At 71.6% G+C, this 15,343-nt stretch carries 17 protein-coding genes; 12 read left to right on the forward strand and 5 right to left on the reverse strand.

The window, feature by feature from the left end; all coding sequences use genetic code 11:
- The first annotated feature begins 17 nt into the window (after positions 1–17).
- The 6 genes from B9S61_RS28855 to B9S61_RS28880 all read left to right on the forward strand — a co-directional run bounded on the left by B9S61_RS28855 (position 18) and on the right by B9S61_RS28880 (position 5,270).
- On the forward strand, positions 18–941 hold the full coding sequence (locus tag B9S61_RS28855; RefSeq protein ID WP_374936256.1) for a segregation and condensation protein A: 924 nt from the start codon (positions 18–20) through the stop codon (positions 939–941).
- Complete coding sequence (gene scpB / locus B9S61_RS28860) at positions 938–1,591, forward strand: SMC-Scp complex subunit ScpB (protein WP_103544866.1); 654 nt, start codon at positions 938–940, stop codon at positions 1,589–1,591. The genes B9S61_RS28855 and scpB overlap by 4 nt, the downstream gene beginning before the upstream one ends.
- On the forward strand, positions 1,591–2,706 hold the full coding sequence (locus B9S61_RS28865) for a pseudouridine synthase (protein WP_103544867.1): 1,116 nt from the start codon (positions 1,591–1,593) through the stop codon (positions 2,704–2,706). The genes scpB and B9S61_RS28865 overlap by 1 nt, the downstream gene beginning before the upstream one ends.
- 66 nt (positions 2,707–2,772) lie before the next feature.
- The gene (locus B9S61_RS28870) at positions 2,773–3,492 is read left to right on the forward strand and encodes an NUDIX domain-containing protein (RefSeq protein WP_103544868.1); all 720 of its coding nucleotides are present in this window, start codon (positions 2,773–2,775) and stop codon (positions 3,490–3,492) included.
- Complete coding sequence (locus tag B9S61_RS28875) at positions 3,489–4,514, forward strand: ADP-ribosylglycohydrolase family protein (protein WP_103544869.1); 1,026 nt, start codon at positions 3,489–3,491, stop codon at positions 4,512–4,514. The genes B9S61_RS28870 and B9S61_RS28875 overlap by 4 nt, the downstream gene beginning before the upstream one ends.
- A gap of 3 nt (positions 4,515–4,517) precedes the next feature.
- Positions 4,518–5,270 carry a DNA polymerase beta superfamily protein gene (locus tag B9S61_RS28880; protein WP_103544870.1) on the forward strand — a complete coding sequence of 251 codons (753 nt, stop codon included), beginning with the start codon at positions 4,518–4,520 and terminating at the stop codon, positions 5,268–5,270.
- On the opposite strand, the gene B9S61_RS28885 is transcribed toward B9S61_RS28880, so the two are convergent.
- A complete protein-coding gene (locus B9S61_RS28885) occupies positions 5,196–5,939 on the reverse strand; it encodes a DNA polymerase beta superfamily protein (RefSeq protein ID WP_103544871.1) in 744 nt (247 codons plus the stop codon). The genes B9S61_RS28880 and B9S61_RS28885 overlap by 75 nt on opposite strands.
- Before the next feature lie 23 nt (positions 5,940–5,962).
- Positions 5,963–6,364 (reverse strand): Rieske (2Fe-2S) protein, encoded by a 402-nt coding sequence (locus B9S61_RS28890; protein WP_103544872.1) that lies wholly within the window; start codon positions 6,362–6,364, stop codon positions 5,963–5,965.
- A 213-nt stretch (positions 6,365–6,577) separates the two neighbouring features.
- Between B9S61_RS28890 and aroH the strand changes: the two genes are divergently transcribed.
- The 5 genes from aroH (at position 6,578) to der (ending at position 11,235) form a co-directional block, all read left to right on the forward strand.
- Positions 6,578–6,940: a chorismate mutase gene (aroH, locus tag B9S61_RS28895; RefSeq protein ID WP_103544873.1), complete on the forward strand. Its 363-nt coding sequence runs from the start codon at positions 6,578–6,580 to the stop codon at positions 6,938–6,940.
- Entirely contained in the window at positions 6,937–8,022 is a 1,086-nt protein-coding gene (locus tag B9S61_RS28900) for a prephenate dehydrogenase (protein ID WP_103544874.1), read from the forward strand. Before aroH ends, B9S61_RS28900 begins: the two co-directional genes overlap by 4 nt.
- A gap of 283 nt (positions 8,023–8,305) precedes the next feature.
- The gene (cmk, locus tag B9S61_RS28905) at positions 8,306–8,992 is read left to right on the forward strand and encodes a (d)CMP kinase (RefSeq protein ID WP_103544875.1); all 687 of its coding nucleotides are present in this window, start codon (positions 8,306–8,308) and stop codon (positions 8,990–8,992) included.
- Complete coding sequence (locus B9S61_RS28910; RefSeq protein ID WP_103544876.1) at positions 8,989–9,636, forward strand: 1-acyl-sn-glycerol-3-phosphate acyltransferase; 648 nt, start codon at positions 8,989–8,991, stop codon at positions 9,634–9,636. The genes cmk and B9S61_RS28910 overlap by 4 nt, the downstream gene beginning before the upstream one ends.
- Positions 9,637–9,744: 108 nt before the next feature.
- Entirely contained in the window at positions 9,745–11,235 is a 1,491-nt protein-coding gene (gene der / locus B9S61_RS28915; RefSeq protein WP_103544877.1) for a ribosome biogenesis GTPase Der, read from the forward strand.
- Positions 11,236–11,296: 61 nt separating this feature from the next.
- Here der and B9S61_RS28920 read toward each other — a convergent pair whose 3' ends face one another.
- The 3 genes from B9S61_RS28920 to ctaD all read right to left on the reverse strand — a co-directional run bounded on the left by B9S61_RS28920 (position 11,297) and on the right by ctaD (position 14,699).
- Positions 11,297–11,707, reverse strand: a complete 411-nt coding sequence (locus tag B9S61_RS28920; protein WP_103544878.1) for a hypothetical protein — start codon at positions 11,705–11,707, stop codon at positions 11,297–11,299.
- Positions 11,708–11,815: 108 nt separating this feature from the next.
- Positions 11,816–12,598, reverse strand: a complete 783-nt coding sequence (locus B9S61_RS28925; protein ID WP_103544879.1) for a hypothetical protein — start codon at positions 12,596–12,598, stop codon at positions 11,816–11,818.
- Between the two features lie 409 nt (positions 12,599–13,007).
- Positions 13,008–14,699, reverse strand: coding sequence for a cytochrome c oxidase subunit I (ctaD, locus tag B9S61_RS28930; protein ID WP_103544880.1), 1,692 nt, complete (start codon positions 14,697–14,699; stop codon positions 13,008–13,010).
- A gap of 414 nt (positions 14,700–15,113) precedes the next feature.
- Between ctaD and B9S61_RS28935 the strand changes: the two genes are divergently transcribed.
- Complete coding sequence (locus B9S61_RS28935; RefSeq protein WP_103544881.1) at positions 15,114–15,329, forward strand: I78 family peptidase inhibitor; 216 nt, start codon at positions 15,114–15,116, stop codon at positions 15,327–15,329.
- Positions 15,330–15,343 lie beyond the last annotated feature (14 nt).

Consider the following 15,343-nt stretch of genomic DNA (forward strand, 5'->3'; position numbering starts at 1 on the left):
CCGGGGGCACCGCGGGAGTGCTGACGGGGCCCGGGGCCCTGGAGGCGGGGCCGGGGGCCGTCGTGGTGGGGTCGGTGCCGGAGGGGACGCGGGTCCCGGCCGGTGCGGGCGGGGCCGGTGCGGAGGAGGGGGACGGGCGGTTCAAGGTCCGGCTGGCGAACTTCGAAGGACCCTTCGACCTGCTGCTTCAGCTGATCGGGAAGCACAGGCTGGACGTCACCGAGGTCGCCCTGTCCAGGGTGACCGACGAGTTCATGGCGTACATCAGGGCCATGGGGTCCGACTGGGACCTCGACGAGACGACCGAGTTCCTGGTCGTCGCGGCCACGCTGCTCGACCTCAAGGCGGCCCGCCTGCTGCCCACCGCCGAGGTGGAGGACGAGGCGGACCTCGCCCTGCTGGAGGCCCGTGACCTGCTGTTCGCCCGGCTGCTGCAGTACCGCGCGTACAAGCGGATCGCCGACATCTTCGACCGGCGGCTCGACGAGGAGGCCCGGCGCCATCCCCGTACCGTCGGACTGGAACCGCACCACGCGGAGCTGCTGCCCGAGGTCGTCATCAGCATCGGCGCCGAGGGCTTCGCCAGGCTCGCGGTCAAGGCGATGCAGCCCAGACCCAGACCCCAGGTGTATGTCGACCACATCCACGCGCCACTGGTCAGCGTGCAGGAGCAGGCCGGGATCGTCGTCGCGCGGCTCAAGGAGCTCGGCGAGGCGAGCTTCCGGTCGCTCGTCGAGGACACGGACGACACCCTGACCGTCGTGGCCCGGTTCCTCGCCCTGCTGGAGCTGTACCGGGAGAAGGCCGTCGCCCTGGACCAGGAGACCGCGCTCGGCGAGCTGACCGTGCGCTGGACCGGCGGGGACGGGGACGCGGAACCGACGGTCACCGACGAGTTCGACCGGCCCCCCGAGCAGCCGCAGGAGGAGAGGAAGCCGTGAGCGAGGAGACGACGGGGACCCCCGCCGGGCCGCGGTCCGTCGCGGACCTCGACCTCGGGCCCGCCCTGGAGGCGGTCCTCATGGTCGTGGACGAGCCCGCGACCGAGGAGCACCTGGCGAAGATCCTGGAGCGGCCCGGACGGCAGGTCGCGGACGCGCTGCGCCGGCTGGCCGACGAGTACACCGCCGAGGGCCGCGGCTTCGAGCTGCGGCTCGTCGCGGGCGGCTGGCGCTTCTACACCCGCCCCGAGTACGCCGCCGCCGTCGAACGCTTCGTGCTGGACGGCCAGCAGGCCCGGCTCACCCAGGCCGCCCTGGAGACCCTGGCGGTGGTCGCCTACCGGCAGCCGGTCAGCCGCGGCCGCGTCTCCGCCGTGCGCGGAGTCAACTGCGACGGTGTGATGCGCACCCTCCTCCAGCGCGGTCTGATCGAGGAGGCGGGCACGGAACCCGAAACAGGTGCGATCCTGTACACGACGACGAACTACTTCCTGGAGCGGATGGGCCTGCGCGGTCTGGACGAGCTCCCGGAACTCGCGCCCTTCCTCCCCGAGGCGGAGGCGATCGAGGCCGAGACACTGGAAGGGGTCCCGTCGTTCGATCCGGACGCCCCGGATTCCGGGGACGCAGACGACAAGACGGAACTGTGATGCGAAGCAGCAGCGGCAGGAACAGCAGCGGAAACAACGGCGGGAGCCGTGGTGGCAACAGCGGCGGCCGCGGCGGGAACGGCGGTGGCCGCGGCAGTCACCGCGGTGCCGGCAACGACCGCGACGACCGGCAGGGCGGTCGTCCGAAGAAGCCGCGCCCGGAGGAGCGGCGCTACGACGTGGGCCCCGGCGCCACCCAGGAGGGTCCCAAGTCGGGCCGCGGGCCCGCGGCCCGCGGAGGCGCCAAGGGCGGGCCGAAGAGGCCCCTGCAGCGGGGGCGCTCGGTCCCGGCCACGTCCCGCGAGTACGAGGCACGGGCCGAGGAGCGCAACCGGGAGCGGTACGCGGGCAAGAAGGACGTGAAGCTCCCGAAGACCTTCCCCGGCGCCGAGCAGGAGGGCGAGCGGCTGCAGAAGGTGCTGGCGCGCGCCGGCTACGGTTCCCGGCGCGCCTGCGAGGAGCTGATCGAGCAGGCGCGGGTCGAGATCAACGGCGAGATCGTGCTCGAGCAGGGCCGCCGGGTCGACCCGGAGAAGGACGAGGTCAAGGTCGACGGCCTGACCGTCGCCACGCAGTCGTACCAGTTCTTCTCGCTGAACAAGCCCGCCGGTGTCGTGTCCACCATGGAGGACCCGGAGGGCCGGCAGTGCCTCGGTGACTACGTCACCAACCGTGAGACGCGTCTCTTCCACGTGGGCCGGCTGGACACGGAGACCGAGGGCGTCATCCTGCTCACCAACCACGGCGAGCTGGCGCACCGGCTGACCCACCCCCGGTACGGCGTGAAGAAGACCTACCTCGCGCACATCGTCGGCCCGATCCCGCGCGACCTGGGCAAGCGACTGAAGGACGGCATCCAGCTCGAGGACGGTTACGCGCGCGCGGACCACTTCCGCGTCGTGGAGCAGACCGGAAAGAACTACCTGGTCGAGGTGACGCTGCACGAGGGCCGCAAGCACATCGTGCGCCGCATGCTCGCGGAGGCCGGCTTCCCGGTCGACAAGCTGGTGCGCACCGCGTTCGGGCCGATCACCCTGGGCGACCAGAAGTCGGGCTGGCTGCGGCGGCTGTCGAACACCGAGGTCGGGATGCTGATGCAGGAGGTCGAGCTCTAAAGGGCTTGTGCGCCGCACCCGCACCCCCTTTAATAGTCACACCGACTATTAAAGGGGGTGCAGGTCATGGACGGCTACGACAAGTACGCCTTCGAGCCGTTCGCCGTCACCGTCGACCTCGCCGTCCTCACCCTCCGCGCGGACGCGCTGCAGGTGCTGCTCGTCGAGCGCGGACAGGAGCCCTTCGCCGGGCAGTGGGCCCTGCCCGGAGGCTTCGTCCTCCCGGACGAGTCCGCGGAGCGCGCCGCCCGGCGTGAACTGGGCGAGGAGACCGGGCTGGCGGACGTGTCCGGGCTGCATCTGGAGCAGCTGCGGACCTACAGCGAACCCGGACGCGATCCCCGGATGCGGGTCGTCTCCGTCGCCTTCGCCGCCCTTCTTCCCGACGCCCCGGAGGCGCGCGGCGGGGGCGACGCGGCACAGGCCCGCTGGACACCGTACGACGCCGCGCGGGGCCTCGCCTTCGACCACGACCGGATCCTCGCCGACGCGCGGGACCGGGTCGGAGCCAAGCTCGAGTACACCTGCCTCGCCACCGCCTTCTGCCCGCCCGAGTTCACCCTCGGGGAGCTTCAGCAGGTCTACGAGACCGTGTGGGGCACCACCCTCGACCGGCCCAACTTCCGGCGCAAGGTCCTCGCCACCCCGGGCTTCGTCGACGCCGTCCCCGGCGCGTCCCGTCTCACCGGCGGCCGGGGCAAACCCGCCGCCCTCTACCGCGCGGGCACCGCCGCCACCCTCCACCCGCCGCTGCTCCGGCCGACCCCGGAAGGACGCCCCGCATGACCACGACCACCCCCACCAAGCGCGCCGCGACAGGAGCGCTCACCGGACTCGCCCTCGGGGACGCGCTGGGCTTCCCCACCGAGTTCAACGACGTCCCGTCGATCCTCGCCAAGTTCGGCCCCTGGCGGGGGATGGACCTGCCCAGGCCGGCGATCGTCACCGACGACACCCAGATGACGCTCGCGCTCGGCCGGGGACTGCGCACGGCCATGGATCGGGGACCGCTCACCCCGAAGCGGCTGGAGCGGCCGGTGCGTGAGGAGTTCGTGGAGTGGTGGCGTTCGCCCGAGAACAACCGCGCGCCGGGCAACACCTGCCTCAAGGCCTGCCACCTGCTGTCGCGCGAGGACCGGCGCTGGCAGGACGCCAGTCAGACCGGCTCCAAGGGCTGCGGCGCCAACATGCGCGTCGCGCCGATAGGCCTGGCCTCCGGCCTGACCGACGAACAGCGCGCGGGCGCCGCCCAGTTGCAGTCCGCCCTCACCCACGGGCACCCCACCGCCCTGGCCGCCTCCGACCTCACCGCCCATGCCGTACGGCTGCTCGCCGAGGGCGCCGAGCCGACCGGCCTGATCGGACTGCTGCGTTCCTATGCCTACGACAACCGCACCCGCTACCACGAGTTCTGGCTCGGCGACCTGTGGACCCGCGCCCAGGACCCCACCCCCGAGCACTTCATCGCCCGCGGCTGGGACGAGTGCCTGGAGATCCTCGGGCGCCTCCAGGACGCCGTGCGGACCGTCTCCCCGGAGACCGACCCGTGCCTGGCCACCGGAGAGGGCTGGATCGCCGAGGAGGCCCTGGCGACCGGCCTGCTCTGCTTCCTCCTCCTCTTCGTCGACGAACCCCTCACCGCCCTGCGCCGCGCCGCCTGCACCGCGGGCGACTCCGACTCCATCGCCTGCCTCACGGGCGCCTTCGCCGGCGCCCACCTGGGCGCGGACGCCTGGCCGGCCGAGTGGGCGGACCGCATCGAGTACCGGGACGGCCTGCTGGCGCTGGGAACACTCTGGGACGCTTGAGCGGTGACCGACACCCTGGACCTCGACCTGCGCCCGGTGATCGCCGAACAGCCCGCCCCGGTGCTGTTCGCCACCGTCTCCGGAGCGCACCTGTACGGCTTCCCGTCCCGCGACTCCGACGTGGACCTGCGGGGCGCGCACCTGCTGCCGGCCGCCGATCTCGTCGGGCTGCGCGAGCCGGAGGAGACCCGGTCCCGGATGTGGGTCCGGGACGGCGTGGAGATGGACCTGGTCACGCACGACCTGCGCAAGTTCGTCCGCCTGACGCTGCGGCACAACGGTTATGTGCTGGAGCAGCTGCTGTCCCCGCTGGTCGTGCACAGCACCGAGGCGCACCGGGAGCTGGTCGCGCTCGCGCCCCGGGTGCTCACCGCCCACCACGCCCACCACTACCGGGGGTTCGCGCGGACCCAGTGGCGGCTGTTCGAGAAGACCGGTGAGCTGAAACCGCTGCTCTACACCTTCCGGGTGCTGCTCACGGGCATCCACCTGATGCGCTCGGGCGAGGTGCATCCCCATCTGCCGACGCTCGCCGGACGGACCGACGGCGCTCCCGGGTACCTTCCGGAGCTGATCGCCGCCAAGGCGGAGCGCGAGCACGGGGACGCCGGCGTCGACCGTGCCCGTGTGCGCGCCGACGTGGAGCGGCTGCACGGCGTGCTCGACGAGGCGCAGGCGGCGTCAGTCCTGCCCGGCGCCCCCACCGCGTACGACGCCCTGCACGACCTCGTCGTACGGATCCGTCTGCAGGGCTGAGGCGCGGCGGGCACGGATCAGGAAGTCCTCGATCCGGCCCAGGTCGGGCTCCTCGGGCAGGGGGCCGCGGTGGGCGGCTTCCGTGGCCTCGTCGGCCAGGCGGGTCATGCGGGCCTCGACCTCGGGCCACGGCACCTCCCCGCGCCTCACCGCGAGCAGCGGCTCGCGTTCCTCGCCCACGTCGATGGTGAGGGTCCCGGTGCGCAGCAGGTCCCGGGCGGTGATCAGCAGGCGGAGCAGGTGCATCGCGTGTTTCCAGCGCGGGGCGCCGTGGGTGCGGATGTCGGCGTCCAGCTTGCGGCGCTGGCCGTGGGCGTAACGGGTGAACGTCTCGTGGACCCTGCGGGAGAGGAACGCCCCGCGCAGGGACAGCAGCTCGCGGCCGGTGGCGTCGGCGTACTCCACCAGCGGGGAGTGCAGGCACTCCAGGATGTTGGGATTGGCGCGCAGGGCCAGCTGGCAGAAGCGTTCCAGCTCCCAGCTGAACTGCTCCTCGGCCGGCCCTTCGACATGCGTCGGCGGCTTCTCGAAGCGCCAGAACAGGGGAGTGGGCGCGAGGAAGACGCCCCGGCGGTCGGTGTCGCTGCCCTCCGTCGCCAGACCGAAGGCACGGGAGCCCATGACACAGGCGTAGATCGTGTGGTCGCTGACCAGGGTCTCGGGGCGCATGCCAGGGGAGCGTACGCGGCGGCTCACGCCAGGCGGATCGAATTTCCCTCCACGGTGATCCGCTTCGCGGGCAGCGGCCCGGTGGCCGGGCCCCGCTCCACCGAGCCGTCGGTGATCCTGAACCGGCTGCCGTGACAGGAGCAGTTGACGGTGCCGTCCGCGACATCGGCCACCAGGCAGTTCTGGTGGGTGCAGATCGCCGAGAAGGCCTTGAAGTCGCCTTCCTCGGGCTGGGTGACCACGATCTTCTCGTCCTTGAAGACCGTACCCCCGCCCACGGGGACGTCGGAGGTGGCGGCCAGCTCCTGCCCGGGAGTGCCCGTGCCCGAGCCGCCCCCGTCACCGCCGTCCGAGCCGCATCCCGCGGTCAGGGCCACCGCGCCCGTCGTCAGCAGGACCGTACGGCGCGTCGCGTGAGGGGACATGTCGTCACTCCGGGAAGTGGGGGAAAGCGGCGATGACACAGTGCCGCCATCCTGACACCGAAAGCGCCGCAGACGAGGTGATTCGCGACGCAGTGCCATCGATCGTGCGTACCGTCCCGTCTCAGCGGGCGAGCGCCCGGCGCCGCTCCCGCCCGGGCCTGACTACGCTGGATGACCGAACGGCAGACACGCACGTCAGCAAGGAGCATCGTCGTGGCGGTACGCGCGGTCCGGGGGGCCGTCCAGTTGGAACGGGACGAGTCCGGTCACATGGGGGAGCGGGTCGGCGAGCTGCTCACCGCCGTACTGGAGCGCAACGGCCTGCACCCCGACGACGTCATCAGTATCTGGTTCACGGCCACGCCCGATCTGCGCTGCGACTTCCCGGCCGCCGCCGCCCGCAAGCTCGGCATCGTCGACGTCCCCCTGATCTGCGCGCAGGAACTCGACGTCGAGGGCGCGATGCCCCGGGTGGTCCGGATCCTCGCGCACATCGAGTCCGAGCGGCCCCGCGCCGACATCGCGCACGTGTACCTCGGTGCCGCGGCCGCCCTGCGCAAGGACATCGCCCAGTGAGAACAGCCCTGGTCATCGGCACCGGACTCATCGGCACATCCGCCGCGATCGCCCTCTCCCAGCGCGGCGTCGCCGTCCACCTCGCCGACCACGACCCGGAGCAGGCCCGTACGGCCGCCGCGCTCGGTGCCGGCACGGAGGAGGTGCCCGACGGGCCGGTGGACCTGGCGATCGTCGCCGCCCCGCCCGCCCATGTGGCCGGCGTGCTCGCCGACGTCATGCGTCGCGGTGCCGCCCGCGGATACATCGACGTGGCCAGCGTCAAGGGCGGACCCCGGCGCGAGCTCGAGGCGCGCGGTCTCGACCTGTCGCCCTACATCGGCACCCATCCCATGTCCGGGCGGGAGAAGTCCGGCCCGCTGGCCGCCACCGGCGACCTCTTCGAGGGCCGTCCCTGGGTGCTCACCCCCACCCGGGACACCGACACCGAGGTGCTGAACCTCGCCCTGGAGCTGGTCTCCCACTGCAGGGCCGTGCCCGTCGTCATGGACGCCGACGCCCACGACCGTGCCGTGGCCCTCGTCTCCCACATGCCGCACCTGGTCTCCAGCATGGTCGCCGCGCGCCTGGAGCACGCCGAGGAGGCCGCCGTACGGCTGTGCGGGCAGGGCATCCGGGACGTGACCCGGATCGCCGCCTCCGACCCCCGGATGTGGATCGACATCCTGTCCGCCAACCCCGGACCGGTCGCCGACCTGCTCGCGGACGTCGCCGGTGACCTGGAGGAGACCGTACGGGCGCTGCGCGCGCTGCAGTCCTCCGACGAGGGCAAGCGCCGCGAGGGCGGTACCGGCATCGAGGACATGCTGCGCCGCGGCAACGCCGGGCAGGTCCGGGTCCCCGGCAAGCACGGTTCCGCGCCGCGCGTCTACGAGACCGTGGCGGTCCTCATCGACGACCAGCCCGGCCAGCTGGCCCGCATCTTCGCCGACGCGGGCGGCGTGGGGGTCAACATCGAGGACGTCCGTATCGAGCACGCCACCGGACAGCAGGCCGGTCTGGTGCAGCTCATGGTGGAACCCAAGGCGGCCCCGGTCCTCACCGCGGGGCTGCGCGAACGGGGCTGGTCGATCCGGCAGTGACGGGGCCCGGGGCCCCGCCGCGGCCACGGGGGCCTTGCGGCGGGGACCGTCCGGGACCGCGCGGCGGCGACCCGCGACCGCGCGCCGGCACCCGCGACGGAGGTGATCTCCGGGCCACTCCCCCGTCGAGACCCGCACCCGCCCTCCGGCGACGGCTTCCGGCCCGTCCCCCAGGGGCCGGATCGTCCGCTTGTCGGAAGGGTTCCGGGGGGCCGGTAATCTGGTGCGGGGCGTGTGTGCGCCCCGTACACCCCACTCCACCGCACCAGGAAGGTGTTCCTCCGTGGATAACGGCGCCGCCAAGCCCGTGATTGTTGCCATCGACGGTCCCTCCGGCACGGGCAAGTCGAGCACGTCGAAGGCCGTGGCGGCGCAGCTCGGCCTGAACTACCTGGACACCGGCGCCCAGTACCGGGCGATCACCTGGTGGATGGTGAACCACGGCATCGACATAGAGGACCCGTCCGCGGTCGCCGCCGTCGCGGGCAAGCCGGAGATCGTCTCCGGCACCGATCCCGAGGGTCCCACCATCACCGTCGACGGCGTGGACGTGGCCGGCCCGATCCGTGAGCAGGACGTCACCTCCAGGGTCAGCGCGGTCAGCGCGGTCCCCGAGGTGCGCGCCCGGATCACCGAGCTGCAGCGCGTGATCGCCTCCGCGGCCGTCACCGGCATCGTCGTCGAGGGCCGTGACATCGGCACCACCGTGCTGCCGGACGCCGACCTGAAGATCTTCCTCACCGCCTCCGCGGAGGCCCGGGCCGCCCGCCGCAGCGGCGAGCTCAGGGGCGCGGACCTGGACACCACCCGCGAGGCCCTGATCAAGCGGGACGCGGCCGACGCCGGCCGCAAGACCTCGCCGCTGGCCAAGGCCGGCGACGCGGTCGAGGTGGACACCACCGAGCTGACCCTTCAGCAGGTCATCGAGTGTGTCGTCACCCTCGTCGAGGAGAAGCGGGCGGGGAAGTGACCGGCGTCCCGTCGGCGCGGAGCGCCGAGGTCGGGCGGCGTATCGGCGTCGGTCTGATGTACGGGCTGTTCAAGCCCCGGGTGCTGGGCGCCTGGCGGGTACCGGCGGCCGGTCCGCTGATCTTCGCCGTGAACCACTCGCACAACGTGGACGGCCCCATGGTCATGGGCGTGGCACCCCGGCCCACGCACTTCCTGATCAAGAAGGAGGCGTTCATCGGGCCGCTCGACCCCTTCCTGACCGGCATCGGGCAGCTGAAGGTCGACCGGCACAGCACCGACCGCACGGCGATCTCCAGGGCGCTCGGCGTGCTGGAGCAGGGCGGGGTACTCGGTATCTTTCCCGAGGGCACTCGCGGCGAGGGCGACTTCGCCGCGATCCGCGCGGGGCTCGCGTACTTCGCCGTACGCGGCGGCGCGCCGATCGTGCCCGTCGCCGTCCTGGGAAGTTCCGACCGCCCCGGACGATTGGTCAAGGCACTGCCCCCGCTGCGCTCCCGCGTCGACGTCGTCTTCGGCGACCCCTTCGACGCGGGTGACGGCAGCGGGAGACGTACGCGCAGGGCGCTGGACGAGGCGACCGAACGCATCCAGAAGCAGCTCACCGCTCATCTGGAGAACGCCAGGCGCCTCACCGGGCGCTAGGGTCTGCCACGGGTTCCCGTGGCAGACCCTGCGACACTTGAGTAGTGGATCACCCGTCGTGTGCGGGGTTCCACCGATCACCACGATGAACGACGAGGTACGGACTTCATGAACGACCACATCCAGCCCGACGGCTCGGAGGCGTACGAGGGTGCGCACGAGCACGATCACGGGTCGCTGGGCGATGCCGAGTTCGCGGAGTTCATGGAGCTCGCCGCGGAGGAGGGCTTCGACCCCGAGGACGTCGAGGGCGCGATCGAGGCAGCGGGCCACGGTCCGCTGCCCGTGCTCGCCGTCGTCGGCCGGCCCAATGTCGGCAAGTCGACCCTGGTGAACCGCATCATCGGCCGTCGTGAGGCGGTCGTCGAGGACAAGCCGGGCGTCACCCGCGACCGGGTCACCTACGAGGCCGAGTGGGCGGGCCGCCGCTTCAAGGTCGTCGACACCGGCGGCTGGGAGCAGGACGTCCTCGGCATCGACGCCTCCGTCGCCGCCCAGGCGGAGTACGCCATCGAGGCCGCCGACGCCGTCGTCTTCGTCGTGGACGCCAAGGTCGGCGCCACCGACACCGACGAGGCCGTGGTCCGGCTGCTGCGCAAGGCCGGCAAGCCGGTCGTGCTCTGCGCCAACAAGGTGGACGGCCAGAGCGGCGAGGCCGACGCGTCCTATCTGTGGGCCCTGGGCCTCGGCGAGCCGCACCCGGTCTCCGCCCTGCACGGCCGCGGCACCGGCGACATGCTGGACCAGGTTCTGGAGGCGCTGCCCGAGGCGCCGGCGCAGACCTTCGGCACCGCGGTCGGCGGCCCCCGCCGGGTCGCCCTGATCGGCCGTCCGAACGTCGGCAAGTCCTCGCTGCTGAACAAGGTCGCGGGTGAGGAGCGTGTGGTCGTCAACGAGATCGCCGGCACCACCCGTGACCCGGTCGACGAGTTGATCGAACTGGGCGGCAAGACCTGGAAGTTCGTCGACACGGCGGGCATCCGCAAGCGCGTCCACCTCCAGCAGGGCGCCGACTACTACGCCTCGCTGCGCACGGCGGCCGCCGTGGAGAAGGCCGAGGTGGCCGTCGTCCTGATCGACGGGTCCGAGTCCATCTCGGTGCAGGACCAGCGCATCGTCACCATGGCCGTGGAGGCGGGCCGCGCGCTCGTCCTCGCGTACAACAAGTGGGACACCCTCGACGAGGAGCGCCGCTACTACCTGGAGCGGGAGATCGAGACCGAGCTCGGCCAGGTCGCGTGGGCGCCGCGGGTGAACGTCTCGGCGCGCACCGGACGGCACATGGAGAAGCTGGTCCCGGCCATCGAGGCGGCGCTGGCGGGCTGGGAGACCCGGGTCCCGACGGGCAGGCTGAACGCGTTCCTGGGTGAACTGGTCGCCGCCCACCCGCACCCGGTGCGGGGCGGCAAGCAGCCGCGGATCCTGTTCGGCACCCAGGCGGGCACCAAGCCGCCGCGGTTCGTGCTGTTCGCCTCCGGCTTCATCGAGGCCGGGTACCGGCGGTTCATCGAGCGCCGGCTGCGCGAGGAGTTCGGCTTCGAGGGCACCCCGATCCACATCTCCGTGCGGGTGCGCGAGAAGCGCGGCAGGAAGAAGTAGCCGACGAGCGGCACGGTGAAGGGGCGGTCCCGACCGGGACCGCCCCTTCACCGTGCTCCGGTCAGGCGCCTCTGCGCGGGGCCGGCGGCAGCCCGGCCGGCACGTGGTGCATCCCGGAGGCGTTCCGGCCGACCGTGCCGACCCGCTGCCACTGCGGCGGCCCGCCGTCGGCCTGGGAGGCGCCCGGCCCGGCGCCGTACGCGCCGCTCACCAGGGAGGCGCCGAAGGAGCCGGGGCTGTGGCCGCCGTACGAGCCCGTACTGCTGTGCGGGATGTTCCCGAAGGCGGTGAAGCCCATGTCCTCCTCGCCGCTGCGGTCGCCCGGCAGCGAACGGAAGGACTTGACGTACTCGGTGTAGAGGGCGTCGTAGATCGGCGTGGCCGAGTGGCCGCTCCGGGAGTCCTGCGCCGGGCGCACGGGGGCGGGGACCGAGGCGAGGGACTGGCGGCGGGGAACGTCGTATGCGTGCACGTATGTCCAAACGACCCCGCTCCACAAGAGATGCGGCCTTTTTGGGGCTTTCGCCGGTTGCGCCGTGGCGGGTTCCCGACGGCGCCCGGCGGTGTCCGGGTGGGACGGTCAGATGCCCGCGAGCGGCAGCGCGGCGGCGACCAGCTTGCCGTTCGCCGCCGCCTTGTCCAGTGCGTCGCGCAGCAGGTCCTCGCGCGGCTGACGGCCGATCGAGCCGACCGGGGCCGCGAACAGCAGCACCTGCTGGTGCTTGTTGGCGGCCGCCCGCCAGCCGTCGGTGACCTGGAGCGGCTGGTGGGCCTGCCACCAGGCCACCGGGCGGCCGCCGTTCGGGTTCGGCTGGAGCACGGCGTGCAGCTGGCCCGCGGCGAGCAGCACCGACCAGCCGTGCAGCACCGGCGGTACGGCCGACAGCTCGGTCAGCGGCATGAAGCCCTGCTCGATGAGCAACGGCAGGAAGTCGTCGCCGGCCCCGGACGAACCGGGCCGGGCGACCGGCGCGGTCGGCTCGACGACCAGGGCCGGATGCAGTTCCCCGGCGATCAGGGCCAGCCCGCTGGTCACCCCCAGCACGGCCTGTTCGGGGGTGACCTGGGCGGCCTCCGGCTCCGGGGTGTGGTCGCCGATGGCCCGTACGGCGCCCTGGAGCTGTTCCTCGGTGACCTGGACGACCTGCGAGGGCAGGCAGGTGGCGTGGGCGAAGGCGAGTACGGCGGTCTCTTCCCCGATGAACAGGACGGTGCTGGTGCGCTCCTGCCCGGGGTCGCCCTGGGTGCGGCAGGAGGTGCAGTCGTAACTGACCGGGGCGGATCCTCCGGCGAGCAGGCGGGCTGCTTCTTCGTCGCCGATCTCGGCGCGTACCTCGTCGCTGACGTCGAGCATGCGCGGCACGGGTGGCTCCCTCAGGATGCGTGCGTGGCGAGGCCGGGTGGCTCCCGGCCCGTGGTCCGGGCGGGTCCCCGGCTCATGAAGAAGACAACGGGCGATCTGTGGCGGGAGTCACGCCCCAGGGCGAACCGAATCGAACCATCCGGCGCGCGCGGTCACGGTGCGGGCGGAATCCCGCACTTATCGTCAACTGGCGGTGGATTCAGGTCTGTTGAGTCAAGTGGCGGCCGAAGGCGAGTCCGGCGTCCTGTCGACAAATCCGGAAATCAGGGAATGAAGCGGGTGGCCGGAAATCGCCGGTGCCCACGGGGGCTGCCACCGGACCGGCACGGCCGGGACGTCATGGTGGTGCGGGTGATGCTGCTGGGCCTCGAGTCCGAGGTGCTGGAGCCTGCCGGGCCGATCGACGCGGTCAGCGGGGCCCATGACCGGCTTGCTCGCTCGTCGGCTCGGGCTGGGAGGTCACGGCCGCGTACTCCGGGTGGTGCAGATCGAAGGCCGGCGACTCCGAACGGATCCGGGGCAGCGTCGTGAAGTTGTGCCGCGGTGGCGGACACGACGTCGCCCACTCCAGGGAACGCCCGTAGCCCCAGGGGTCGTCGACCTCCACCTTCTCGCCGTACCTGGCCGTCTTCCACAGGTTGTAGAGGAACGGCAGCGTGGACAGGCCGAGCAGGAAGGAGCCGAGGGTCGAGACGGTGTTGAGCGCGGTGAAGCCGTCCGCCGCCAGGTAGTCGGCGTAGCGGCGCGGCATGCCCTCGGCGCCCAGCCAGTGCTGGACCAGGAACGTGGTGTGGAAGCCGATGAACAGCGTCCAGAACTGGATCTTGCCGAGCCGTTCGTCGAGCATCTTCCCGGTGAACTTGGGCCACCAGAAGAAGAACCCGGCGAAGGTCGCGAAGACGACGGTCCCGAAGACCACGTAGTGGAAGTGCGCGACGACGAAGTACGAGTCCGTCACATGGAAGTCCAGCGGCGGCGACGCCAGCAGCACCCCGGTCAGTCCGCCGAAGAGGAAGGACACCAGGAACCCGGTCGCCCACAGCATCGGTGTCTCGAAGGACAGCGAGCCCTTGATCATGGTGCCGGTCCAGTTGAAGAACTTCACCCCCGTGGGCACCGCGATCAGGAAGCTCATGAAGGAGAAGAACGGCAGCAGCACCCCGCCCGTGGCGAACATGTGGTGCGCCCACACCACGGCCGACAGGCCGGTGATGGCCATGGTGGCGCCGACCAGCGTCAGATAGCCGAACAGCGGCTTGCGGCTGAAGACCGGGATGATCTCCGTGACGATGCCGAAGAACGGCAGCGCGATGATGTAGACCTCGGGATGGCCGAAGAACCAGAACAGGTGCTGCCACAGGAGCGCCCCGCCGTTGGCCGCCTCGAAGACCTGGGAGCCGAACCGCCGGTCCGCCTCCAGCACCAGCAGCGCCGCCGCGAGCACCGGGAACGCCAGCAGGACCAGGATCGACGTGAAGAGCGTGTTCCAGGTGAACAGCGGCATCCGGAACATGGTCATCCCGGGGGCGCGCATCCCGATGATGGTCGTGATGAAGTTGACCGCGCCGAGGATCGTGCCGAACCCGGCCAGCGCGAGTCCCATGATCCACAGGTCGGGGCCGATGCCGGGGGAGTACTGGAGGCTGTTCAGCGGCGCGTAGGCGAACCAGCCGTAGGCGGCCGGGCCCCCGGTCACCACCAGTGACCCGAGCACGATCAGTCCGCCGAAGAGGAACAGCCAGTACGAGAGCATGTTCAGCCGGGGGAACGCCACGTCGGGCGCGCCGATCTGCAGCGGCATCAGTTCGTTGGCGAACCCGGCGAAGGTGGGCGTGGCGAAGAGCAGCAGCATGATCGTGCCGTGCATCGTGAACAGCTGGTTGAACTGCTGGTTGTCGATGATCTGCAGGCCGGGCCGGGACAGCTCGGCGCGCATCAGCAGCGCCATCACCCCGGCGATCAGGAAGAACACGAACGACGTGATCAGGTAGAGGTGCCCGATCTTCTTGTGGTCGGTGGTGGTCAGCCAGTCGATCACCACCTTCCCGCGCCGCCCCCCGCGCGTCGGCCGCTCCGTCGCCGGCACGGTCTGCGTCCCCATGGCTCGCCCCTTCGCTCGTCGCGCACCGGGCCCGCGCCACATGTACCCCCGGGCCCACGCCATGATGCTCGCCTCCGCGCGTCTTCCGGCAGAGGGCGTGGCGGATCGTGTGACGAGAATGCGTACTTTTCGTGAGCGCGGACTTCCGTGGGTGCCGCACGACGCCGAGAATGAACGGGTCCCGGGAGTACGTCCCCCGGCACTTTCCGCCGGGCTTTATCGAGACGGTGGTGTGACACGCGGGAATTATGTTCGAATACCTGCGGAAGGGGGACGGAAAGGTCCATCCGGGTGAAGGCCATCGTCATGAACGGCTGTCGTGATCCTGTGACACAAGTGTGACCGCGGAGGTACCGTGGCCGCCGCTTCCGGTGCGGGCTTCCCCGCTCACGGGCCAGGGCTTAGCGTGGCCGTATGGCACCCATTCCGGCACCCTCCGCGGAGCCCCACGACAGTCCGGACGCCTATGTCGGCCTCGCCGCCGACCGGGCCGAGCACCTCGCGCGCGAACGCGGCTGGGCGACGGTGCGGGCGCTGGCACCCGGGACGATCATCACCATGGAGTACCGAGCGGGCCGGCTGAACTTCGAGGTGAGGAACGGCCGCGTGACGCGCGCCTGGAAGGGCTGAGACACGGCGACGGC

The sequence above is a fragment of the Streptomyces sp. SM1 genome (assembly GCF_002910825.1).
Taxonomy (GTDB): Bacteria; Actinomycetota; Actinomycetes; order Streptomycetales; family Streptomycetaceae; genus Streptomyces; species Streptomyces okerensis.